General features: G+C 48.0%; 13 protein-coding genes and 1 other RNA gene. 7 read left to right on the top strand and 7 right to left on the bottom strand.

The features are described from left to right. Nucleotides 1-126: 126 nt before the first annotated feature. From DXT99_RS20510 to DXT99_RS20500, 3 genes are all read left to right on the top strand, one after another. Nucleotides 127-753 (top strand): phosphoribosyltransferase, encoded by a 627-nt coding sequence (locus DXT99_RS20510; protein ID WP_115567464.1) that lies wholly within the window; start codon nucleotides 127-129, stop codon nucleotides 751-753. Nucleotides 754-1,020: 267 nt separating this feature from the next. After that, complete coding sequence (locus tag DXT99_RS20505; protein WP_147294268.1) at nucleotides 1,021-2,454, top strand: hypothetical protein; 1,434 nt, start codon at nucleotides 1,021-1,023, stop codon at nucleotides 2,452-2,454. Nucleotides 2,455-2,732: 278 nt separating this feature from the next. Next, entirely contained in the window at nucleotides 2,733-4,961 is a 2,229-nt protein-coding gene (locus DXT99_RS20500) for an NADP-dependent isocitrate dehydrogenase (RefSeq protein ID WP_115567462.1), read from the top strand. Between the two features lie 285 nt (nucleotides 4,962-5,246). Here DXT99_RS20500 and DXT99_RS20495 read toward each other — a convergent pair whose 3' ends face one another. From DXT99_RS20495 to DXT99_RS20485, 3 genes are all read right to left on the bottom strand, one after another. After that, nucleotides 5,247-6,092 (bottom strand): CHRD domain-containing protein, encoded by an 846-nt coding sequence (locus DXT99_RS20495; protein WP_115567461.1) that lies wholly within the window; start codon nucleotides 6,090-6,092, stop codon nucleotides 5,247-5,249. Nucleotides 6,093-6,539: 447 nt separating this feature from the next. Continuing rightward, entirely contained in the window at nucleotides 6,540-9,506 is a 2,967-nt protein-coding gene (locus DXT99_RS20490; RefSeq protein WP_246000882.1) for a M16 family metallopeptidase, read from the bottom strand. A 191-nt stretch (nucleotides 9,507-9,697) separates the two neighbouring features. Next, the gene (locus DXT99_RS20485) at nucleotides 9,698-11,620 is read right to left on the bottom strand and encodes a DNA polymerase III subunit gamma/tau (RefSeq protein ID WP_115567460.1); all 1,923 of its coding nucleotides are present in this window, start codon (nucleotides 11,618-11,620) and stop codon (nucleotides 9,698-9,700) included. A 421-nt stretch (nucleotides 11,621-12,041) separates the two neighbouring features. On the opposite strand from DXT99_RS20485, the gene DXT99_RS20480 reads away from it, so the two are divergent. Further along, nucleotides 12,042-14,831, top strand: a complete 2,790-nt coding sequence (locus DXT99_RS20480; protein ID WP_115567459.1) for a T9SS-dependent M36 family metallopeptidase — start codon at nucleotides 12,042-12,044, stop codon at nucleotides 14,829-14,831. 131 nt (nucleotides 14,832-14,962) lie between these two features. On the opposite strand, the gene cfa is transcribed toward DXT99_RS20480, so the two are convergent. The 3 genes from cfa to DXT99_RS20465 all read right to left on the bottom strand — a co-directional run bounded on the left by cfa (nucleotide 14,963) and on the right by DXT99_RS20465 (nucleotide 19,115). After that, nucleotides 14,963-16,084, bottom strand: a complete 1,122-nt coding sequence (cfa, locus tag DXT99_RS20475) for a cyclopropane fatty acyl phospholipid synthase (RefSeq protein ID WP_115567458.1) — start codon at nucleotides 16,082-16,084, stop codon at nucleotides 14,963-14,965. Between the two features lie 309 nt (nucleotides 16,085-16,393). Next, nucleotides 16,394-17,752 (bottom strand): sensor histidine kinase, encoded by a 1,359-nt coding sequence (locus tag DXT99_RS20470; RefSeq protein ID WP_115567457.1) that lies wholly within the window; start codon nucleotides 17,750-17,752, stop codon nucleotides 16,394-16,396. Further along, nucleotides 17,742-19,115, bottom strand: a complete 1,374-nt coding sequence (locus tag DXT99_RS20465; protein WP_115567456.1) for a sigma-54-dependent transcriptional regulator — start codon at nucleotides 19,113-19,115, stop codon at nucleotides 17,742-17,744. Before DXT99_RS20465 ends, DXT99_RS20470 begins: the two co-directional genes overlap by 11 nt. A 409-nt stretch (nucleotides 19,116-19,524) precedes the next feature. On the opposite strand from DXT99_RS20465, the gene DXT99_RS20460 reads away from it, so the two are divergent. The 3 genes from DXT99_RS20460 (at nucleotide 19,525) to ssrA (ending at nucleotide 23,708) form a co-directional block, all read left to right on the top strand. Next, nucleotides 19,525-21,876, top strand: coding sequence for an ABC transporter permease (locus DXT99_RS20460; RefSeq protein WP_115567455.1), 2,352 nt, complete (start codon nucleotides 19,525-19,527; stop codon nucleotides 21,874-21,876). A 95-nt stretch (nucleotides 21,877-21,971) separates the two neighbouring features. Further along, a complete protein-coding gene (locus DXT99_RS20455; RefSeq protein WP_115567454.1) occupies nucleotides 21,972-23,123 on the top strand; it encodes a transglutaminase-like domain-containing protein in 1,152 nt (383 codons plus the stop codon). 212 nt (nucleotides 23,124-23,335) lie between these two features. Further along, nucleotides 23,336-23,708, top strand: a transfer-messenger RNA (tmRNA) gene (ssrA, locus tag DXT99_RS20450). Nucleotides 23,709-24,086: 378 nt separating this feature from the next. Here ssrA and DXT99_RS20445 read toward each other — a convergent pair. Further along, nucleotides 24,087-24,980: a multidrug resistance efflux transporter family protein gene (locus tag DXT99_RS20445; protein WP_115567453.1), complete on the bottom strand. Its 894-nt coding sequence runs from the start codon at nucleotides 24,978-24,980 to the stop codon at nucleotides 24,087-24,089. Nucleotides 24,981-25,005: the final 25 nt, after the last annotated feature.

Below are 25,005 nucleotides of genomic sequence, written 5' to 3'. Positions count from 1 at the left end.
TGAATATTTAATAAAAATAGAATTGATATGCAGGCAGTTCCAGCTTGCCTGCTTGGGCGCCCGCAACTCAAATGTCTGGCTTTCAAATTCAGTTATTCAAAATTCAGTCATTCAAAATTGATTTTTATGGAACGTATACGAAACAGAAAAGAGGCGGCGCTGCTGCTGGCAGACCGGCTGGAGAAATACAGGGGAGAGCAGGGCGCTGTACTAGCTATTCCACGGGGTGGCGTGCCAGTGGCTGCTCCCATTGCGAAGCGCCTGGGGATGCCGCTGGAAGTCACGCTTTCAAAAAAGATCGGACACCCATCTAATTCAGAATTCGCCATCGGGTCTGTCAGCCTCGAGAGCGTTACGGTGGATGAAAGGGCGGAGGTGCCAGCGGAGTACATCGAGGCCGAAGTTGAACGCATCCGGGAAAACCTGCGCCAGAAGTACAGCCTTTTTATGGGTGACCGGGAGCATGTGACCCTGAAAGACCGGCTAGTAATTATTGTGGATGACGGTGTTGCTACCGGCAAAACACTGATGGCAACAATAGAACTGGTAAAAAAAGAACAACCGCGTAAAATTGTGGTAGCTGTACCTGTTGCATCCTCCTCTGCTTATGACAAAATTGATAGTATGGTAGATGAAGTGATATGCCTGCTGGTGCCTCCTTACTTCCAGGCTGTAGGGCAGTTTTATGAAGAGTTCTCCCAAATAAGCGACGAACTGGTAATAAAGCTCCTACAGGAGCAGGAGAGCCTCTAAGGCAGCCTCTCTCCACTGAACTTTAGATTTCACCTGCTGCTTTTCAGGTACGGGTGCAGGTGTAGGAGGTAGCCGGTTAAGCTATAGTAGAAAATATTTTATAGCTTAGCCCCCGGGTTAGCTCTAAAGCTCTCTCCTTGCCCTGTTACTGCAAACGTACGCATGCTCCCTTTTTACGCTAAGTTTAAAAAACTTTGTCAGACACGAGTTACTGGTTTAGGATTAAGTGCCTTCCGGGTTTTCTTCAGCCTTATCCTGCTAATAGAAGTGGCAAAAGTTTTTTACTTCCGCCACCTCTACTTCGACCCCATACCTTATATAGTGGAGGCGGAACTCAGCTTTTCGCTGGTGCTGCTTGGCTGGTTAGGCGTGCTGTTCTTTCTGTTAATAGGCTTTTTTACCAGAACCGTTGCCATTATCAATTATGTGCTGGTACTGGTTTTCTTCTCTTCTTTTACCACTGTCAAGTATCATTTTGATGCTGCTTTAGTCGGCCTTAGCTTTCTGCTGATTATACTGCCTATTGCCAGCACATGGTCTGTAGATAATTTTCTGTATAAGCTTCAAGCGCCTCAGGCGGGAGAGCAGAAGGTGCGAAAAGTCTATTATTTCTTACCAGTTCTGCTGGTGCTCTGCCTCCAATACGTAGATTCCTTTTTCCATAAAGCGGCATCTGCTATGTGGCTGAAAGGACTAGGTGTATGGCTACCTGCCTCGCTTCCGAACCAAATCTACACCGCTCATTTTTGGCTGCTGAACCAGAAGGAGCTTGTAATGGGCCTGGGCTATATGGTAATGCTGTTCGAGGTGCTGTTTATCTTCCTGCTGCCTTTCCGGAAAATCAGGCCTTGGCTGGCGTTATTTGGCGTAAGCATGCATTTGGGTATTGTCTTCACCTTTCCTATACCCTCCTTCGGCCTCACCTTTGCCGGGGTATACATGCTGTTGCTGCCGGATAGTTTCTGGTCTAAAATCAGTGGAAAGGAGGGGAGGCGCAGTAACAGCATATTCACTATGCACCAATTTTCGTGGTTGAAGCCCTTTTTAGTTGTATTGCCGGAGAACGGGCAGGTAAAGCAAGAGGCAAACGGCAACAGCGGCACGCAGCGGGAGGAGGTAAAAGTGAAGCTGCTGTATTTCTTCACCTGTTACCTCGTGTTGGCCCAACTGATTAAGTTGCTGCATGCTCCTTTGGTTATCAATGCCAGCGCATACACTGGTACATCAACGCTCCGCTCCTATACTGCAAAAATATTTCTTCCTCTGGAAGTCATCAATGCGAAGCTGTTGGGTGTAACAGAAAACCTGATATACACTGGTTTTCAAGAAGGCAGCTACAACATACTGGCTGTGGAATATGTCGCTCCAAACAAGGAGACGGCTTGGTTACCCATCATCGACAGGCAAGGAAAGGCCTCTGTTTACAGCTTTGGCAGGATGTTCACCAAATGGTCCCGGACCATTGGCGCTTATCCTGAAGATACAGCCCAGGTAAAGGACGGACTGGTAAAGTTTACTGCGTTCTGGGCTGCAAAGCATAACATACCGTTACAGGACGCTACTTTCAGAGTACTGGGCAAAGAGGCGACCGTACAGTTTAACTGGGAGAAAAATTATCTACAGAAGCAAATTGACAGGCCATGGCGGGAAGTAGGAAGGCTGAAATGGCATAATAATCAACCCCAGCTATTGCTGCACTAATGTAGTGTGTAAAAGCTGTTGTGCTTTTAGTGGCGCTTTTCCAGGCATCACTTTCTACAGATAGCTAAACTATACTTTCCTGATATTGTCACCAGGTTCAGAATCCTTTAGCGGAATAGCAGATTTTGTATAGTAGAGCAGGCTCAATGTTAGTTTACACGTATAGTAGGAAAGCCTGTTCTGAATTAGCCTATATTAAAAAGACTCTTATATTTGCTATTATAACTTGTACTCACTCACCTCAATGGTGTTAATATAAATTAAACTGAAAGAATAAAATGACAGAAAAATCAGCTAAAATTGTTTATACCATAACTGATGAAGCGCCAGCGTTGGCAACACGCTCTTTCCTGCCAATCGTAGAGACCTTTACAAAGGCCGCTGGTATTGAGGTAGAAACAAGAGACATCTCACTTGCCGGACGCATCATCGCCACTTTCCCTGAAAACCTGACCGAAGACCAGAAACAAAACGATGACCTGGCTTACCTGGGAGAGTTAGCGAAAACTCCGGAAGCCAATATCATCAAGCTACCGAATATCAGCGCCTCTATTCCGCAATTAACAGCAGCCATTAAAGAACTTCAGGGGCAGGGATACAACATCCCGGACTACCCGTCGGAGCCTAAAAATGATGCTGAAAAGGAAACGAAAGCGCGCTATGCCAGGATTCTTGGTAGCGCTGTGAACCCTGTTCTACGGGAAGGAAACTCTGACCGCAGAGTAGCAGAGGCTGTAAAACAATACGCTAAAAAGAACCCACACTCTATGGGAGAATGGAGCTCTGATTCAAAAACGCATGTGGCCCATATGGACGGAGGCGATTTTTATGGTAGCGAAAAGTCTGCTGTTGTGGAAAAGGCCGGTGATGTTAAGATAGAATTCGTTGCTGCTGACGGTAGCACCAAATCGCTGAAAGAGAAGACAAGCCTGAAGGAAGGCGAAGTGATCGATTCTGCTGTAATGAGCAGAAAGGCATTGCGCTCCTTTTTGGAAAAGGAGATAGAGGACGCAAAAAAGAATGACGTACTGTTATCGCTTCACCTGAAAGCAACCATGATGAAGGTGTCTGACCCTATTATGTTTGGGCATGCGGTTACGGTTTTCTTCAAAGATGTGTTCGAGAAGCACGCAGCTACTTTCGAGGAGCTAGGAGTGTCTCCTAACAATGGTCTAGGCGATGTATATGCTAAAATCAAAAATCTGCCTGAAGACAAGCGCTCCGAAATAGAAGCTGACCTGAAGGCCGCCTATGAAAAAGGGCCTAAGCTGGCGATGGTTAACTCTGATAAGGGAATCACTAACCTGCACGTGCCAAGTGATGTGATCATTGATGCCTCTATGCCGGCAGCCATCCGTTCTTCCGGTAAAATGTGGGGACCTGATGGCCAGTTGCACGATACCAAAGCCATTATCCCGGACCGTAGCTATGCCGGTATTTATCAGGAAGTAATCGATTTCCATAAAGAGAACGGCGCTTTTAATGTGACCACCATGGGTACTGTTCCGAACATTGGACTGATGGCCCAAAAGGCGGAAGAATATGGTTCGCACGATAAAACTTTCGAGATGACAGAAAGTGGTACTGTGCGCGTGGTAGATGCATCCGGTAATATCCTGCTGGAGCAAAAAGTAGAAGAAGGTGATATCTTCAGAATGACACAGACCAAAGACCTCCCTATTCAGGACTGGGTGAAACTGGCTGTAACCAGAGCAAGAATCACGAACACACCTGCTATCTTCTGGCTGGATTCGAACAGAGCACACGATGCTAACCTAATTGAGAAAGTAAACCGCTACCTGCAGGACCATGACACGAATGGCCTTGAAATCAAAATCATGTCTCCGGTAGAGGCGATGCGTTATACCCTAGAGCGTGCCAGAGCTGGCAAAGACACTATTTCTGTAACAGGCAACGTGCTGCGCGACTACTTAACAGATTTATTTCCGATTTTAGAGCTGGGTACCAGTGCCAAAATGCTTTCCATTGTTCCGCTTCTGAATGGCGGTGGCCTTTTTGAGACAGGTGCCGGTGGATCTGCACCGAAGCACGTGGAGCAGTTCATGGAAGAGAACTACCTGCGCTGGGATTCGCTGGGTGAGTTTCTGGCCCTTGCTGTTTCGTTGGAAGACCTGGCTTACAAGTCCAAAAACGGAAAGGCTGAGGTGTTAGCAGAAGCCCTGAACAAAGCAAACGCAGAGTTCCTGGAGAAAGACAAGTCACCAACCCGCAGAGTGGGAGGTATCGACAACCGCGGTAGCCACTTCTACCTGGCGCTTTATTGGGCAGAGGCTTTGGCTGAGCAGTCTAAAGATAAAGAGCTAGAGGAAAGATTCTCAAAACTGGCGAAGGAGCTGGGCGAGAACGAAGAGAAGATTGTAAGTGAGCTGAATTCCGTACAAGGCCAGTCTGTAGAGCTAGGCGGCTATTTCCACCCGGATACAGACAAAGCTGTTAAAGCCATGCGCCCAAGCGAAACCTTGAATAGTGCACTAGCTAGTTTCTAGGAGAAGTATCAAGTATAAAAGGAAAGGCTGCCAGAGAACATCTCAGGCAGCCTTTTTTATTGCTGATGGGATCTTGTTGCTCTTGCCTTTTTACATGCTAGCTTTTGATATTTCCCACCCTTGTTGGTTTTTACCGTTAACAAAACGCTACAGCTTTTACAGGTGAGGTTGGTGAAAACAACAAAAACGGTGAATCTGCAAATTTTGTGATGCGTTACCTGTAAAAAGAGGAGGTCTCCCATCAGTGGAGACCTCCTCTTTTTTATAAAACTTGAAAGCTATCAACTAATCTTCATTAGAGCCAATATTACCTTGCGCCACTATCGTCGCCAGGTCAGCAGCACTCAGGTGTACATTCACATAGCCATTATAAGTTAGTACATCGGCATAGCCGAACGGAGTGCCGTCATCGAGGGCAGCAACATTTGATTTGCTCATACCGGTGGTACCATTTACAGGAGTGAAGGTATACACAATGCCACCGCCTTCCTCAGCAGAATTCTGGTGAATATGCGCAGGGTGCTCGCCGCCATCAGGGGTGCCTGCAAGTGAAATGGTGGCCAACGCCTCACCGTTATTTCTTTCTTCGAATAAAACCGTTCCGTTGATTCCAGGTACAGCTCTTTCTTCCAGAACATACTCTTTAGACTCACCTGTCAGTTCATTTTGGCCAATATCGCCTTGTGCCACGATAGTTGCCAGATTATCCTCGCTTAGGTGCACGTTAATGTAACCATCATAGTGCAGCAACTCCTCATAAGAAATAGGCGTTCCGGCGTCTGTTTCCCTAACAATCGTTATACTTCGTCCGGTTGCGCCGACTACGGGTTGTAAGGATATCTCGATACCACCGCCTTCTACAGCTGTGTTACCATGAATGTGCGCAGGATGCCTGCCTCCGGCTGGGGTACCCGTTAACTGTATGGTGATAGAGGTGGCACCGTCGTTAAGCTTTGCAAATGTTGCTGTTCCCTCTATGTTCGGGTCTGCCACAGATTTCAGCTCATACACTTTAACATCCTTAAAAGGTGTCGGGAAATCATCGTCAACATCTTTACAACTGGTAAAGGCAAAGGTAGAGCAAACCAGAAGTAGCGCTATTAATTTGAGGTTGGTTAATTGGTTTAGCATAGTTTTATTATTGAAGGTTAAAATAAAAAGTCTGCTTTATGAACAGCAGTATTGTTCTAACCTGCTGATTCATATATTGTTTTAGGTTTTTATCGGCTACTTCTCAGATTAATTATCGATTAATCATAAAATCTTCAGCATTGTGCAGCCGAAACAGCTAAACCTTAAAAACTTCCTTGCTTTCCGGAGTTAGACGCCGGTGGTAGATTTTTTACTAACAACTATAAATCTCTACCTTTCCGCTTGCTGGTGAAAATAGGTAGTAAGGCCGACGGCTGTAGAGCGTGTTTCATCCCTGCTATGTAGAGGGAAGAGGCAAAACAAAAGCGGCAGCCATACGCTGGCTGCCGCTTTTGTTTTGACAGAGCCGAAAGATATTGCGTCTCTGCATTTGAAATCCAAAGGCAAAATACCCCCTCCTGTTTTTAGGAGGGGGCAAGGGGGAGGTTAATACCCAAACAATTCTTTCAAATCCAATTGCTTCACCTGTCCGTATTTCTCCAACTCTTTAAAGTTCAGCTTATCTTTAGAGCCAATCACCAGAATAGCCTGTGGCTGGGCTTTAATGTATTTCTGCTGAAACTCTTTCATCTGGTCAAAGGTCATGCTGTTGGTGCTTTGGTACACATCCTGACGGATGTCGTGGCTCAGCCCCAGCTTTTTGGCACGCTCGTAGTCGAACAGGATGCCTGATTTGGTGATACGTTCTGTCGAAATGCTATTGCGCAGAGAGGCACGGGCATTCTGGAAGTTTGCATCTGCCAGAGGCATCTCAGTTAGCAACGCCTGCATACCTGCCATGGCTTCTGCCAGTTTATCAGACTGTGCGCCGATGTACGATAACAGGTAATTTGCGCGGCCTTGTTTGGAGGCTGGCGAGTAGAAAGAGTAAGTAGAGTAAGCCAGTGCCTTTGACTCGCGCAGGTCCTGGAACACGATACCGCCCATGTACTCGTTGTACAGCCTTACCACTGGTACAATATCTTTGGTGTAAGGTACCGACTTGCTCAGGAACAGCATTTCGGCCTGTACCATGTCATAGTCAGCCCAGTAAACAGTTGGTTGTTCAAAATCGATTTCAGCGTATACTTTTTCGGCAGGCACCGGTTTAAGGGTAGGAGGCACGTTGTGGCCAGTGTTTAAAGTAGCCACAAGGTTATCTGTTTCACGTGGGCCGTAGTACAGTACGCGGTGCTCATAAGTGGGAATGCTCTTGATGATATCCACCAACTCCTGCGGCTTCACAGCCTTGAGTTCCTGTTCTGTGAGCAGTGTGTTGAATGGATTCTTAGGGCCATACTTGGCATAATTCACCATCGCCTGCTGCAGAATAACACCTTTGTTCTTCTTTGCATCTTCTCGGGCTTTCAAGGTGCCGGCCACCATGTCGTTCAGCGCCTGCTGGTCTGGCTTCGGATTGGCCAGTACGCTCTCGAAGAGGTTGAGCCCTTGCTCAAAGTTCTCATCCAGGCCTGTCAGGCTCACATATACCTGGTCGCCGGAAGAGAATACATCAAATGAATTCCCTAGTTTGTAAAACTCCTTCTGCAGTTCCTCGGCTGTGTATTTGTCGGTACCAAGGTACTTCAGGTAGTTCACTGCCATACCCAGTTTCTGGTCGTTGTTGGTGCCCATGTCCAGGATGTAGTACAGTTGGAACAGGCCATTGTCCTTGTTCTGTGTGTGCAGCAGCGAAATGTTGTTCTTTAGCTGTGTCTCAGTGATATCTTTGGTGTAGTCAATAAACACCGGCTGCAGCGGCTCTACTGTGCTTTCTTGGGCAAGGAAGTTCTTATAGTATCCGGATTGCGCATCGCGGTTAACAGCTACCGGCGTAATGGTTGGCTTCTCTACCTTCTGCGCGTCTGGGTCCTCGCCAGTGCGTTTGTACACCAGTACATAGTTGTTGTTAAAGTACTTGTTGGCCACATCTATCACGTCCTGCTTTGTGATTTGCGCAAACTCGGCTGGGCGACTTACAAACTTCTGCCACGGCATTTCATAAATAAAGGAAGTTACAAAGGCATCTGCTCGGTTGCTGTTGTCTTCGTAGGCCTGCATAGTGTTGATCTTGTCGTTGTTCACCACCGCCGTCATCAGTTCCTCATCAAACTGGCCTTTCTTGATCATGTCCAGCTGCGTCAGCAACAGGTCACGCACCTGGTCCAGCGACTGGCCCTGGCGCGGCATACCAGACATCCGGAACGTTCCGTAGTCTTTCATGGGCGTATCGTAGGCGTAAGAGCGCAGTACTTTTTGCTGCTGGTTCAGGTTCAGGTCAATCAGGCCGGCAGCGCCGTTGTACAGCAAGTTACTGATCATCTGCACCACCAGGGCGTCTTTTGTGTTGATGCCCGGTGTGCGGTAAGCAATGGACACGTTCTCTGCATCCGGGCCAAGTACTTCTTTTACAATTGGCTGCTGAATTGGCTGCTCCTGCGCCACATTAAAAGCGGGTACTGGCTGCTGCTCTAACTCTCCCCAATACTTATCAATCAGGCGGATTGTCTCATCAAAGTCGAGGTCACCTGACATGGCGATGGCCATGTTGTTCGGCACATAATATCTATCAAAATAATTCTTAATGGCCGTTATAGACGGGTTTTTCAGGTGCTCAATGGTACCGATGGTTGATTGTGTGCCGTATTGGTGCGTCGGGAACAATTCAGTGTTGATCACTTCTGCCACTTTGCGGGCGTCGCTGTCCAGGGAGCGGTTCTTTTCTTCGTACACCGCCTCCAGTTCCGTATGGAACAGGCGCGGTACCATCTCCCGGAAGCGGTCTGCCTCCAATTCCAGCCAGCGCTCCATCTGGTTGCTCGGAATATCGTTCACGTACACTGTCTGGTCTACCCAGGTATAGGCGTTTGTTCCTTTGGCACCGATGGCCGTTGTAGCCTTGTCGTACTCATTGGCAATGGCGTAAGTCGCTGCCACACCGGACACGCTGTCGATTTGGTTATAAATCTTCTTACGCATGGCCGTGTCAGAGGTATTGCGGTATTGCTCATACAGCGCCTCAATCTTTGCCAGCTCTTCCTGCTCTTTCTCCCAATTGGCAGTGCCTAGTTCTGTGGTGCCCTTAAACACCATGTGTTCGAGGTAGTGGGCCAGACCAGTGGCGTCAGCAGGGTCGTTTTTGCTACCCGCACGTACGGCAATGTATGTCTGAATGCGCGGTGCCTCTTCGTAATCCGTCAGGTATACTTTCAGGCCGTTATCCAGGGTATAAATACGAGCGTTCAGCGGGTCGTTAGGCGCCGTTTCATAGGTATATTCTTTTTCTGCAGGAGCCGTGGCGGCCGCTGCTGTTGTGTCAGTTGTTGACTGTGTCTGGTATGTCTCATTTTTACACTGCGTGAACGTTAAGCCCAGCGCAAGCAGTAACAGAGAAGAGCCTCTTTTGATAGCCATAGTTTTTACTTGCTTTATAAATAAAATTGGAGCAGCAAGGCATTTGAGATAAAATCCACTAAAACTGGTTTTAAGCACATGTATTGTATGTGAAATACATGTGCTTAAAACCAGTTACAATTGAAAGTTGCTTTAGTAGCCTTCTGTTAATGACTTGTTACGAATGGATAAATATAAGAAATATTTACAGATTAAAAGTCCATGTCCAGGCCCAGGCGCTGCCGTATATCGACCAGCATCGGGTATTTATCGGCGAGGTAGTTGAATTTATCCTGCGAGGTATACATCTTATTTCCTTCCTGTACCTCTATTACCTCTGCTTTCAGCTTAATGCCGCGGTTGCCGATTTCTTTTTTCAGTTCGGCCAGCAGTGAAGGGCGCAAGGATGTGAACTGGTCGAGCATCACGTGGTTCTCGAGGTGCAGCGTAATCTCGTTCTCATCACTGACATGATACTGCCGGTTCAGGAGCGTGTATTCCATCATGTTCTCTGACTTCTTCCTGCGCAGAATAGCGTGCCACACCGTGTTCAGGCGGGCTTTATCCACAGGAAGCGCCATGCCATAGTTGGTCTCTTCCTCTTCCTCGGCTACGGCTGTCTCGGTGACAACGGCCTGGGGAGCGCCTAAATCTTTCAAGCTAGGGAGCTTGCTCAACTTTTTAGGCGGAGGCAGTTGTACACCCGCACGCGGCTTGTCTGCGCCGCGGTCAGGACCTGAGCCGGGTGGAGTTTGAGGGTTGGCTGGCGCAATGTGGGCGTCCGGCGTTACCTCCTGTGGCTTTGGTGGCTGCTGCAGCCCCTCCGACGGTACATGAGAGGGAGGCTGTGGTTGCTGCAACTGCTCAGATGGTACACTGGAAGGCGCAGGTTGCTGCAGCCCCTCTGACGGTACCTGGCCTTGTTGCGGCTGCATGTCAGCCGCAGGCGTAGTTTTGGCACCTGCTGAACCGGTAGCGGCTGGTGCCGGCGCTGCTACCTTAGCTTTTTTTGCTACTTCTCCGTTTTGGGCAAAACTGAGGGCAGCGTTGAGGTGCGCCATTTTCATGAGGCACAGCTCCACGTGCAGGCGCTGGTTTTTGCTGCTCTTATAGTGCATGTCGCAGGTGCTTACCAGGTTCAGGCCCGAAAGCAGGAACGACACAGAGGCCTTTGCTGACTGATCCACATACTTCGCCTTGATATTATCCGACACCTCCAGCAGTTGCACCGTTGCCTGGTCTTTGCACACCAGCAGGCTGCGGAAGTGCTCGCCAATACCTATGAGGAAGTTGTGCGCATCGAAGCCATTCTTCAGAATTTCGTCGAACAGCAGCAATGAGCCGGAAAGGTTCTGCTCCAGCAGGTGGTCCGTCAGGCGGAAGTAGTAATCATAATCCAGGATGTGCAGGTTCTCGACAGTTGCTTTATAGGTGACGTTACTGCCCGAGAAGGTCACCATCTGGTCAAAGATAGAGAGGGCGTCACGCAGTGCTCCATCCGCTTTCTGCGAAATCAGGTGTAGGGCATCCGGCTCCGCCTGTATGCTTTCTTTTGTGGCGATACTACCTAAATGGCGCACCATGTCATCAATCCTGATCCGGTTAAAGTCAAAGATCTGGCAACGCGACAGAATAGTAGGGATGATCTTGTGGCGCTCGGTGGTGGCCAGTATAAAAATGGCATAGGAAGGTGGCTCCTCCAGCGTCTTCAGAAAAGCGTTGAAGGCCTGGTTAGAGAGCATGTGCACCTCATCTATAATATAGATTTTGTATTTGCCCGTTTGCGGTGCATAGCGCACCTGCTCCACCAGGTTCCGGATATCTTCTACCGAGTTATTAGAGGCCGCGTCGAGTTCATGTATGTTAAAAGAGCTGTTGGAGTTAAAGCTGCGGCACGATTCGCACTCGTTACAGGCTTCCACCTCCGGGGTGATGTTTTGGCAGTTAATGGTCTTCGCCAGGATGCGGGCACAAGTGGTTTTACCCACACCGCGTGGCCCGCAGAAAAGGAATGCCTGCGCCAAATGTTGGCTGCTGATGGCGTTTTTAAGGGTATTGGTTATATGATGCTGCCCCACCACGCTGTCGAACGTGGTCGGACGGTATTTACGCGCTGATACTACAAAATTTTCCATTAGGACAAAGATAATCAAACTGAAGGTGAGATGGGAGGGGATTTATGCAGTAGTTTTCCAGATAGTTATCCACCGAAAGAGGCGCCGGGCCCTAACTCAGCAAGAAGTGAATCACAGCTAGAATAATTTTATTGTAATATTTGTATAATTAATTGACTAAAAATATATTTGAATTAAATAATCTAATTTTTTTAATGTTACTTTTTGCAAATTGTGACAATTAGAATGTGGGTTTTCTAATGCGCTTCCATTCAAACAAAACAATAATGTAGGTGAAGCATAACATATTAAAGTACATTATTCTATGTTACTCCTGAGTTGTATATTTCCTTTAATTTTATGAATGTTATATATTATTTTTATATTGATACTAAGTATAGTTAAAATAATATATAATCTCATCTAACTAATTATCAATTCAATGAGGAAACCTTTACACAACGTGCTTCAACTAGCGCTAATTGCTACGCTCAGCTTGGGGAGTACACTTTCCTTTGCTCAAGGCCAGGGGAGAGGAAACAAAGAGAAAAAGCAAGTACCGGCAGTGGCACTTGAACACATCAAGAAAAACAAGCAGAAGCTTAAAGTAAAAGATGAAGATATTGCTGACTTAGAACTAAGCAGTGCAACAGAAAGCAAAAAAAGCGGCATAAAGCACCTTTACATTAAGCAGATGCATCATGGTATTGAGATACATGGTGCTATCACTAACATAAGCATGGACAATGAGGGTAAAGTAATTACCCTGGGAAATCGCTTGCATTCCGATGTTGGAGAAAAAGTAAAAAACGAGCAGGCCAGCCTTGATGCTGCTGCTGCAGTAGCTGCGGCAGCCAGGCATTTGGGGGTCTTTTTAAATGAGCCTTTGAATGTGTTAGAGAGCGGCAGTGCCAGCAACAAGGAAGTGCTGTTGTCTAAAGGGGGCATCTCTTTAGAGCCGATTCCTGCCAAGCTGGTGTACCAGCCCATGGGTGACGGCAGCCTTAAACTTGCCTGGGAGGTGTCTATTTATGAGCTGGACGCACTGAACTGGTGGAACATCCGGGTGGATGCCAATACCGGCGAGTTTTTAGATAAAGATAACATGGTGGTGCATTGCCAGTTTGAGAATAACGGAACCGGCGGAAAATTCCTGCATGATACCCACAGCCACACCGCTACAGCTCCTTATCTGCAGGATGCGGATATGACACCGTATGCGCCTATGCAAGGCCCGGTGAACCAGGGAAAGACTCCCGGTCTTTACGAGGTGTACCCCATGCCGGTGGAGAGCCCAAGCCATGGCGGCCGAAAGCCGGTTAATGGGAAGGTGGCGGACAAAATAGCTTCTCCAGATGGCTGGCATACCGCCGGGAACACCAGTTATACCATTACCAGGGGCAATAACGTGTATGCGTACGAAGATCCTGATAATACAGGCTATGTAGGGGGCGCGCAGGACATGTACGGGTACAGCCCGGATGGTGGAACCGAGCGGGTGTTTAAATATCCTATCGATTTTTCCCAGGAACCTGTTGCCTATAGAGATGCTGCCATTACCAATCTTTTTTACTGGAATAATATCATCCATGATGTTTGGTATAAGTATGGCTTTGATGAAGAAAGCGGCAACTTTCAAACCAGCAACTTAGACAGAGGCGGCTTGGGCGGAGACCATGTAATGGCTGAAGCACAGGATAGCAGAAATATTTCAACCACACGTAACAACGCAAACTTTGCGACTCCTGCCGATGGTGGAAGGCCAAGAATGCAAATGTACCTGTGGAGCAGGCCGGATCAAGACCAGTTCCAAGTGGTGTCTCCATCATCCTTAACGGGTACTTATGCTTCATCAGGAGCAAGCTTTGGACCGCCACTTACCCCCACACCACTTACCGGTAAACTCGTTTTAGCCATAGATGGTGCGAACAGTGAGGGGTGCGATCCATTCCTAAACCCTGAGGCTATCAATGGCAATATAGCGGTAGTGTACAGAGGGGTATGTGCCTTTGTGCAAAAAGTGGAAAACGCTCAGGCAGCGGGTGCCATTGCGGTAGTGGTGATCAATAATGCGGCAGGTCTCTTAACAATGGGTGGCTTAGAGAGACCTGAAGCCCCGATCACTATTCCGGCCGTGATGATTACGCAGGATGCGGGAGCAACTATACGGGAAGCAATGGATGCCGGGGAAAATATAACGGTTAGTTTGAAAAACGATCCAAATCCGGATGTAGATGGGGACTTTGACAACGGAATTATTGTACATGAGTACGGCCATGGCATTTCAAACCGCCTGACAGGTGGTCCGGATATTACCTCATGCCTTCCTACACAGGTGCGCGTTGGAACGCAAATACTGACAACCGAGCAAATGGGTGAAGGCTGGAGCGACTGGTTTGGCCTGATGATGACCATGAAGCCGGGTGATACACGCGAGAAGGTAAGAGGTATAGGTACCTATGCCGTAGGTGAGCCAACAGATGGGCTAGGTATCAGGCCAGCACCGTATTCCACCAGTTTTAGTGTGAACAACTATACCTATGGCGCTACCAACAACCCGGCGCTTTCTGCACCGCATGGTGTTGGCTTCGTGTTTGCCACGGCTCTATGGGAGATGACCTGGGACCTGATCGATAAATATGGTTTTGATGAAGACCTGTATAATGGGAATGGCGGTAATAACATGGCAATGCAACTGGTGATTGACGGTTTAAAGCTGCAACCATGCAGACCAGGTTTTGTTGACGGCCGTGATGCCATTCTCCTGGCTGATCAGATAAACTATGGAGGAGCGAATCAGGAGCTTATCTGGAACGCCTTTGCAAGAAGAGGCCTGGGCTTCAGTGCCGACCAGGGTTTAAGCTATTACAGGTTCGACCAGGTGGAAGCATTTGATTTACCGCAGGAATTCAGCTTAAGTGCATCCAAAGTGTCAACGGCTCGCTCAGCAGAAGGAATGGTAAGCCTGCAGGGAGACCTGGTGAGCAGCTATCCGAACCCTTTCTCTGAGAGCACGACCATTCGTTTCACAGCGAAAGAGAGCGGACAGACATCGCTGAAGGTTTTTGATATAACCGGACGTGAGGTAGCCACGCTTTTTGAAGGAAACGCTGAAAGCGGTGTAACTTATTCCCAAAACTTTAAAGCCGCTAACAAGCAGGCGGGCGTGTACATCTACCGACTCGTGAACGGAAGCACTGCCAAGTCTGGTACAATGCTTTTGGTTAAGTAAATTCAGTTCAATGCTATATCTGCTGAGCCATCAGTAGGTTTACAAGAAGGCGTGACTGTAGCTACAGTCACGCCTTCTTGTTTTGCTCCCGTTCTGCAAGCAGAAGTTTGGGATGGTTAAGCGTTATACACCTACCGCACCGATTCATAACCGCCAAGGATACCCTTTTTGGAGAGCACCATTTGCCAGAGCTGGTTGTTGCGGGCGCGGAAAGAGCCGGCGCTGGAAAGCAGGTAGTACTTCCACATCCGGTAAAAGCGTTCGTCGTAGTCTCCTTTTAATTGGTCCCAGTTCTGGTCAAAGTTTTGGAACCAGGCCATCAGTGTAGGGTCGTAATAGGGCCCGAAGTTGTGCAGGTCTTCCAGCACGAAAACATGTTCCATGGCTGCGCTGAGTTGTTTGAGAGAGGGGATCAGGCAGTTAGGGAAGATGTAGGTGTCGGTGAAGGGGTCGGCGGATGTTTTGGAGAAAGGGTGCCCGATAGTATGCAGCAAAAACAGGCCATCGTCCTTCAGGCAGCGTGCCGCCGTTTTCATAAACGCACGGTGGTTGCGGTAGCCCACATGCTCCACCATACCCACCGATACCACATGGTCAAACGTCTCGTTTACATCACGATAATCCTGAAGCCTGATTTCAACAGGCAGCCCTTTACACATTTCCCTGCCCAAGGCAGCCTGCTCTTTCGATACTGTAACACCTACCACCTCTGCGCCATAATGCTCGGCGGCAAACTTTGCGAAGCTGCCCCAGCCACAACCTATGTCAAGTACCCGCTGGCCCGGTTGTATTCTTATTTTACGGCAAATCAGGTCGAGCTTATTTGCCTGTGCCTGGTCAAGGTTTTCGGCGCCTTTCCAATAGCCGCAGCTGTAGGCCATGTGTTTGTCCAGCATCAGCTTGTAAAGCTTATTGCCGATGTCGTAGTGCCGCTGAGCATTGCGGGCAGCTTTTCCTTTAGCCTGCATGTTAAGGACTTTTGCCAGCAGCATCTGCACCACCGTTTTCCAACCGAACTTCGCTTGTCGGTATAGATCTGCCCGTATCACCTTGTAAGCAAATTCATCTATCCGCTCACAGTCCCACCAGCCATCCATGTAAGACTCTCCCAGCCCCAGCGTTCCCTGCGTCAGCACCCGCTTATAAAATCCATCGTTATGGACCTGCAAATCCCATGGATCGGGACCGTTGATTTTTACGTCTGCTGTTGCCAAAATTTCAGTTACTTTCTGCTGTAAGCTTTGTTCTTTCATTGCTCAGAGGTAGGAAGTGAAGACTTTTACTGCTGCTATAGTTAAAGTTTCTGCAGTAATAAGAATAAACGCTCTAACTGTAGAATAGTTAGAAAAACTTATATAGCGGTAAGGGCGGGTCTTTAGAGGATGACAGCCTTGTCCTGTACGTTCCCATTATCAACATGCGAACATCTGAGTCAACAGCAGATTTAGTACCGGACAGGGATGTTTGGAACAGCGCAGTTAAGTTAACCTGGCATTTCTTCTGAGGAAACCGGCAATAGCGGAAAGTCCAGTGTCTAATGTCTTGCTACCTGTGCCCTTTTGCTAAAACACCAGCTTAAACACAGTTCCCACACCTTCTTTGCTTTCTACCTGTATGCTGCCTTTGTGAAGCAGCATGATATGCTTAGCCAGGCTGAGGCCGATGCCGGAGCCGTCTTTGTGGGAGGTGAAAAAGGGAATGAAGATATTTTCCAGCAACTCCTCCGGAATTCCGCTGCCGTTGTCCTGTACCTCAATGGTTATTTTACCATCCACTTGCTGTGCGGTAAGCTGTATATGTGGCTGGGGGCGGCCCTGTACGGCGCGCTTCGCATTCAGAATGAGGTTGATGAGGACCTGCTCCAGCAGGTTTACGTCGGCGTTCAGGTGCAGACCCGGAGGCGACACATTACAACTTAATTCAACACCCTGCTCCTCCAGTTGCGGGCGCATCAGGCCGTTTATACTTTTGAAAAGTTCCTGCACATAAACAGTGGTCAGCATCAGTTGCTGCGACTTGTTCAGGTTGCGGTAAAAGTGGGCGAAGCGCAGCAGCCCTTCGCTACGTTTCTTGATAATCGAGATGCCTTCTGCGGTATCCTCCAGTAGCTCCGGGTCTGGCACAGCTTCCGGTTCCTGCTCCTGCTTTTCGCGCTCCATTTGCAAGTGCCGCCCCAGTGTATCTGCCAGCGAGGCGATGGGAGCCACTGAATTCATGATTTCGTGCGTCATCACGCGCAGCAGTTTCTGCCAGGCCTCTGTCTCGGTGGCGTCTACGGTAGCGCTTACGTTCTTGAGGGCAATCAGCAGCAGGTCGCGTTGCTGCATGGTGAAAGCCGTGGCAGAAAGCAGCAACTGCGACTGGCCTTTTGGCAGCTTCAGCTTCAGCAGCTTGCTCTCGCCGGGTTCTATCGTTTTCAGGGCTTCATGAAGCGCCGGGTACCGCGGTTCTAAATTCGCAACACTTTTAAGGTACGGGACACCCAAAGTGTTTTTGAAAGCATCGTTCACCCACTCCACTTCACCGGTAGCGGCATCCACGGCCATAATGCCGGTATCTATCATCTGCAGGATAGTCTGCATGTAATGGAACTGCGCTTCTTTTTCGATGTGCAGCTGCTTATAGGTGTCGTTGATGAGGTTAAAAGCTTTATGAAGCTGCCGCAGCGAGCTGTTGGTGGTATGCTCGTTGAAGCGCTGTGAGAAATCCCGGTGCTTTACGGCCTGCAGGAACTTCGCCAGTTCATTGTTGCTGCGCGTTACATAGCGGGACAACTCCCATACCTGCCCCAGCAGTATGAGTAATCCCGACATGACCTGCAGCCAGGTATACTGCACCAGGTACTCCAGCGTCAGGAACATCATGGCCAGCAGCAGTAGAACGCGGACAAATAGCCCGAACTCGAGGCGCTTAAATATCATGCTTATTCAGTCGGCGGTATAAGGCGGTGCGGGTAAGGCCCAGTTCTTTGGCTGTTCTGGAAATGTTGCCCTTGTTCTTCTCCAACGTCCGGATAATTGTCTCGCGTTCCATCTCAATGAGTGGTACGGCCTTGTCCGGCGCAAAACCTGTGGCAGGGGCGGCAGTCGCCATTTCCATAGGCGAGAAGCTAAAATCCTGCGGTTGCAGCACATTACCTTCTGCCAGTATAATGGCCCGCTCCACAGCATGTTGTAGTTCCCGCACATTGCCAGGCCAGCTGTGTTGCTTTAGCTTTTGCAGTGTTGCCGGGGCAAAGTCTGGTTCCGGTTTATGGTTCTTTTGTGCGTAAATGGCAGCGAAATGGCGGGCCAGTAGCTCTATGTCTCCTTCGCGCTGACGCAACGGAGGCAGCGTGATTTCTACGGTATTGATGCGGTAAATAAGGTCTTTGCGGAACTGGTTGCGGGCGGCCAGCTCGTAAATAGGTTCGTTGGTAGCTGATACAAGGCGAATGTCTACCGGTACGGGCGTGTTAGAGCCCAGCGGCGTTACCTGTCGGTTCTGCAGCACCGTCAGCAGCTTGGCTTGCATGGCAGGTGAAATGTTGCCAATCTCATCCAGGAAAAGCGTACCGCCATTAGCGGCTTCAAAACGGCCGGCACGGTCTTCTTTGGCATCGGTAAAAGCACCTCTTTTAGATCCGAACAGTTCGCTCTCGAACAGGGAATCCGTCAGGGCACCCATGTCTACGCTGATGAAGGGCTTGGTAGCCCTGAAGGACTTTTCATGCAGTGCCCGCGCTACCAGTTCTTTTCCTGTACCGTTCTCGCCAAGTATCAACACGTTGGCCTCGGTGGGCGCAATCTTATCAATCTTATACAGCACCTCTTTTATGGCGTCTGACTCACCTAAAATGCTGGTGCTGGTGTTTTTATGAGTGGAGGTATTGCCGGCTCCTGCTTTTTTAGGTTGCCTGGCCTGCAGGTTGTGGTGCAGCGTTTCTAGCAGTTTGTCGTTGTGCCAGGGCTTCACGATAAAATCGGCGGCGCCCTCTTTCAGCGAACGCACGGCAAGTTCCACATCGCCATAGGCGGTAATTAAAATGACTTTGGCATCTTTGTCTTTCTGCAGTATCTGGCGCAGCCAGAACAGGCCTTCGTTGCCGGTGTTCAGGGCGCTTTTAAAATTCATGTCCAGGAAGATAACATCAAACTTCTCCCGGTCCAGCAGGGCTGGCAGGTTGTCAGGGTTCTTCTCGGTCACGACATGACCCACTTCAGTTTTGAGCAGCATCTTCAGCGCAAACAGCACGTCCGCTTCGTCGTCTACCACCAAAACACGGGCATTTTTTGCAGAGGCCATAAATTGTAATTTCTGTTTCTGAAATCGAATATACTTAATCCATCTGAAATTCTGTAGCGGAATCAGCTTGTCTGAATCAGGATTTACAGGATATGATAAGGATGCACAGGATTAATGATAAAGTAAGAATGATTTGGCTGTAATAGTTCTCATAAATGAATTGGATTCTCATCCTGTAAATCCTAATACATCCTATAAATCCTGATTCAGACATTTCCCTGTAACGGAAGCGGGCAGGTGTAACGCGGGCAGGTGTATCAAAAGCGTACACCTGTATACACAATGGCTTGTTTATGTCATTGACAATCAAAATGTTAAAAGTTTGGCATCTTAATTTCTTAAGGAGTTACTGTACAGTAGGAAGCTTAAAATATCCGAACAATACTTTTACATTTAGATACCTGAAACTATGTTTAAGAACTACTTCAAAATGGCCTGGCGCAATTTGATGCGTCATAAAGTTTTCTCAATAATAAACATATCAGGCCTTGCGCTGGGCATGACATGCTGCATCCTGATTCTACTCTGGGTAAAGGATGAGGTGAGCTTTGACCGCTTCCATGAGAATATAGATGAGCTGTACATGGTTTACAGAACTGAACTTTATACGGGAGCCGATAACCTAACAGTGCCAGCCCACTCAGGAAGGTTGGCGCCCGCTCTTGAGCAAAACATGCCTGAAGTAGTGCATGCCGTTCGGGTAAGCCAAGGCGGTGATGAACTGTTGTCTTATGGAGATAAGAGTATAAAAGTAAATGGACAGTATCCTGACCCAGAGTTCTTTGAGGTTTTCAGTTTTCCGCTATTGCACGGTAATGCAGCGCAGGCACTTCAGGAGCTTAAGTCGGTAGTGCTCAGCGACAGTGTTGCGCTGAAACTTTTTGGCTCTACTGAGGTGGTTGGCAAAGTTGTTAAACTCAACAACGACGAGAGCTATAAAGTAACGGGCGTCATGCAGAAAGTCCCAAAGAACTCGACATTAAAGTTTGACTTTGTGATACCTTATGAAAACTATGAAGCGAGGAACCAGTGGCTGAAGGAGTGGAACAACAACGGGATATTAACTTTTATCCAAGTTGAAAAAGATACTGATATACCGGCTCTTGATAAAAAGCTGAAGCACTTCCTGAGCACACAGGGAGATATGGATGACGAGCTCTTTTTGCATGCCTATAGCAAACAGCATCTGTACTCCGAATTTAGCAAGGGTAAAGGTGAAAGCGGTTTGATTCTGTATGTGCGCCTTTTTTCGGTAGTAGCTGTTTTTATACTTCTTATTGCCTGCATCAACTTTATGAACCTTGCCACCGCCCGCTCGGCTAAACGTGCCAAAGAAGTAGGCGTGCGCAAAGCGATAGGGGCAAGTAAAGCGTCACTTATCAGTCAATTTATGGTAGAATCTGTTCTAGTATCTTTCCTGGCGCTGTTTATAGCCTTAAATCTGACAGGGCTCTTGCTGCCAGCCTTCAACAGCTTAACAGACAAAGCGGTGCAGCTGGACCTCTCAAACCCGGAGCTGGTCATGTTACTGTTGGGAGTAGCCTTGTTTACGGGCATTGTTTCCGGCAGCTATCCAGCCTTTTTCCTGTCGGCTTTTGATCCGGCGGTAGTGCTAAAAGGCACTGTAAAGCTTAATAATAAAGCAGTATATCTTAGGAAGGGACTGGTGGTATTCCAGTTTATGCTTTCCGCACTACTGATTGTAAGCACATTGGTCGTGTACTTGCAAATTGAATTTATCCGAAACAAAAACATAGGTCTGCAACGTGAACATGTGGTATATGTACCTATAGAAGGAGACCTCGGAGCACGATATGAAACAGTAAAGCAGGAATTATCTTCTATGCCAGGTATTGCCCTTGTATCAGCCTCTAATCAGAATCCTCTCAGCATTGGCTCCAACACAAGTGGCGCAAGCTGGAATGGAAAGGAACCGGGCGACGAGGTATCTATTGACGTCATGAATGTAGAATATAGTTTACTGGAGACACTGGGCATAAAAATAAAAGAAGGACGTGATTTCTCTAAAGCCTTTAGTACAGATACAGCTAACTACATTTTAAATGAAGAGGCGGTAAGGGTAATGCAGTTGCAGGAGCCTGTGGGTGAGTGGTTAGACTTATGGGGTACAAGAGGCCATATTGTTGGCGTGGTGGAAGACTTCCAATCCAGAAGAATGCAGGTGGGCATTAAGCCTCTCATTATCCGCTTCGCACCTTCGGATGTAAATCTACTTTATGTAAGAACAATGCCTGGTAAGACCACCGAAGCGCTGGCATCTATGGAAACTGTACTACAGAAGCATAACCCAGCCTTCCCATTTGATTACCATTTTCTAGACGACGACTTTGAGCAGATGTATAAAAGTGAAGCTGTTATCGGGCGGCTTACCAATTACTTCGCGGGCATTGCCATCTTTATCTCCTGCCTTGGATTATTTGGCTTAGCTCTCTTTACAGCGGAGCAACGCAAAAAAGAGATTGGGGTGCGCAAAGTGTTAGGAGCCTCTGTTTCTGGTATTGTGCTGATGCTGAGCAAAGATTTTCTAAAGCTGGTGCTGCTGGCAAACCTGATCGCGCTGCCGCTAAGTTGGTACCTGATGAACGGATGGCTCAGCGATTATGCCTACCGCACTGACCTGAGCTGGTGGATTTTTGCGATAGCTTTTGCCGCGACACTTGTTATCGCCACGCTCACCTTGAGCTTCCATGCCATTAAAACGGCCGTGGCAAATCCTGTTACTTCGCTGCGGACAGAGTAGAATGGCAATCTTTGAGAGTGCTCCGGCACTCCACTTTACCTAAAGTGAATATCATTAACTGATCCATACTATACATTAACCTACAAAATAAAACCATGAAAAAGTCATTCAATTTCCTGTTCATGCTGTTGTTTCTGGTCATGCCGGCCTTCGCACAGAAAATGTATAATGGTCTGCCTGTTATACAAGCCACAACCAAGGTGGCAGATTATAAAATAGGAAAAGAGCTGGTAAAAGTCAACTGGAACATCATGCCTGAGCTAGTACCGGATATACTGCAGGTGCCGGTACACGGACAGCAGGAGAAGGTTATCTTCTATACTAACCTCGATTCTATAGCCTTTGATGTTAAGCCAGGCGACAAGTATTTGTTTTACGTAGCGCTCAACGGAAAAGACTATGCGTTAACGGAGCTGCAGGGCTTTGGATTCCAGGCCTTGCCGTTTGACGAGGTACAGGCGCATTCAGACTATGAATTCGCCTATGAGCAGAATATAAACAACGTTTTCCTGAATGCGCTTCGTGGCAAATACCAGTTGGATGAAGTAGTGAAAGGAGCCGCCAACGACACAGAAAAGGCGCTGCGCATGGTGAACTGGGTACACAAACAGTGGAAGCACAACGGCTCAAATGAACCCTCCAGACCAGATGCGCTTACTATTCTGAAGGAAGTAAAAGAAGGCAAGCAGTTTCGATGCGTGGAGTACGGTGTGGTGGCTACTTCCTGCCTGAACTCCATCGGTTTGCCTGCCCGCGTGATGGGCTTGAAAACAAAAGATGTGGAAACCACTACCTCCGGAGCAAAACACGTGCTGCTGGAAGTATTCCTGCCCGACTTGCAGAAATGGGTGATGCTGGACGGTCAGTTCGATGTTATGCCTGTGCTACATAACGTTCCGCTGAACGCCGTAGAGTTCCAGCAGGCCATCGCCAACAACTACGATGAATTGGAGATCAGAAGCCTTTCGGGCGCCAGCAAAACGCAGTATGTGAATTGGGTATACCCTTACCTTTACTACTTCGATGTACGCTTCGATAACCGGGAGGGTATGAACATTGAAAGAGAAACTATCAAAGGCAAATCCTCGCTGATGCTGGTTCCGGCAGGTGCTAAAAACCCAAAAGTATTCCAGGTAAAATACCCGATGAAACGTTTCCTGTATACTAACTCCCCGGCGGATTTATATCAATCGCCTGAAATAAACACGCTGCAGATGACAGAACGGTTAAGTGCCAATACCTTTTAATTGCGTTACGAGAGTTTAGCCAACTGGCGCTTAGTTGATTACTAGTACAGCTGCAAGGTTCACCTGTTTATTGGTTAAACAGGTGAACCTTTTGTTCGTATACTGGTGTTAAATTCTCGCTGACAACGGGGAAAAGCCATAAAATTGTGTATATTTGTGGCATACTTCTTGAAGTTGAAGTATAAACAGCAAGAATACGTTCTTTAACTTATGGGGATGACTGGAATTGACAGCTTGCGCAGATTGCGTGTAAGCATGCCAGGTGTTGAACGTGCCACCTGTCAAAAATTGCGTTCGAACAATAAATGGCGAATCTAATTACGCCATGGCTGCTTAATCTAGGTATTAAGTAATATGCCATAGTCTCGTGCAGGTTTCGTGAAACTGCTTGCACATTCGAGGCTTCGATCCGTTTTACTAGTCTGTGTAGCGATGTGATGCACAGGCGAAACTAAAGCATCTAAGGAGTGCGCATAAGTTTGGCTTATACTCGCAAGCTCCCGACAATCCGAATAAGCCTAAGCATGTAGAAGGCACGACGGTTTCCTTGTCTGGACCAGGGTTCGAATCCCTGCATCTCCACATAGTACAATTTGAAAGCCCTGTATATTTTTTTGATATACAGGGCTTTTTTGTTTAACAAAGCGTTTTCCTATACAGCAGGTGGCAGAAATGTTGTACGCACTTTCGAGGTTGTATAGGGTATTTCCTGAGACTTAAGGTTCTGTCCAATTATTTTGGATATTGTTTAGCTCAAACAAACACCCGCAACATAAAATGCTTCTTGGCTTTGTGAGGTGAGTAAGAATCAGATAGCTGTGGCACCCAAAACAGAAACAGCAGGAGAAGCAGTGATCATGTTCGGATATCTACACAAAAGTGGCCTTTCGTCTAGCATCCGGATTGAGTTATGCAACCTTATCCACTTATAGGTGGCTTTACTTTCGGAGTATTTTACATGTGCTAAATACGATGCCGGGTACCCATAGCTTTAGGTATCTGCAGCACCTTCTGCCGTGATGGTATACTGTAAAGTACGAGCCCGAAAACGACCAGCAACATCCCCATATTCCCAATCCAATTGGGCCACGGAATACCCAGCAGCAGTACTTCCCCTATCACAGTGACCAATATCTCAATGGATTGCGTGGCCTCCACAGCAGCCAAAAGTTGCTCCTGGTTAGGCAGGCCAGCCTGGTAGTAACCGTATGCCATCAGCACTAACTGAAAGGGGAGGCTACCTATGGCGGCGGTGCCTGCCACACGCTGTATAGCACTGAGGGGGTGACCGCTCTCTTCCACATAGAGCAAAAGCTTCCGGTTTGCCAGCGGCCAGGTAAAAGCCGCCAATAGAACAAGACCAACGCACCACCACAATTGATGCGGAGTATAGCTCCCGTTCTTTTGGCTCCATTGCATAAAGGCGATCCCGACCATGATGAGCAGAGAGAGGAGCAGCGCTTTGAAAGGGATTTTGGCACGATGGTCTTTGTACAGGAAAGGGGAGAGCAGTATGCCTGCCACTATCGTAAACTGAAAAACACCGGCTATCAGCCAGCCGGGCCCAAAGGAGGCGGCAAACGTCAGAAAAAGATAAGAAACACCGAAGGCCACGCCCCCCCACAGAAGCCACACCTGCCGGTTCTGCCGCATCACCCACAACAGTTGTCTCAGCTGCCCCTTTGCCGCGAGCAGCATGACAAGCAGGAGCATCAGGAAGAAGGAACGCATGCCCGCTGTCCAGGCCCAGTGCCCGCCCTTTAAAGACAGGAAGCTATTCAGGATATAAGTTGAGCTGAAGAAGACGCATGCTATGGAGCCAAGTGCAATCGCTTTTAAGTTGCCGTTATTTTGCATGATAAAATCATTTCTGCAAAATTAC

It is taken from the genome of Pontibacter diazotrophicus, from assembly GCF_003367245.1.
Taxonomy (GTDB): Bacteria; Bacteroidota; Bacteroidia; order Cytophagales; family Hymenobacteraceae; genus Pontibacter; species Pontibacter diazotrophicus.
This window is presented reverse-complemented; position numbering and strand designations above follow the sequence as displayed.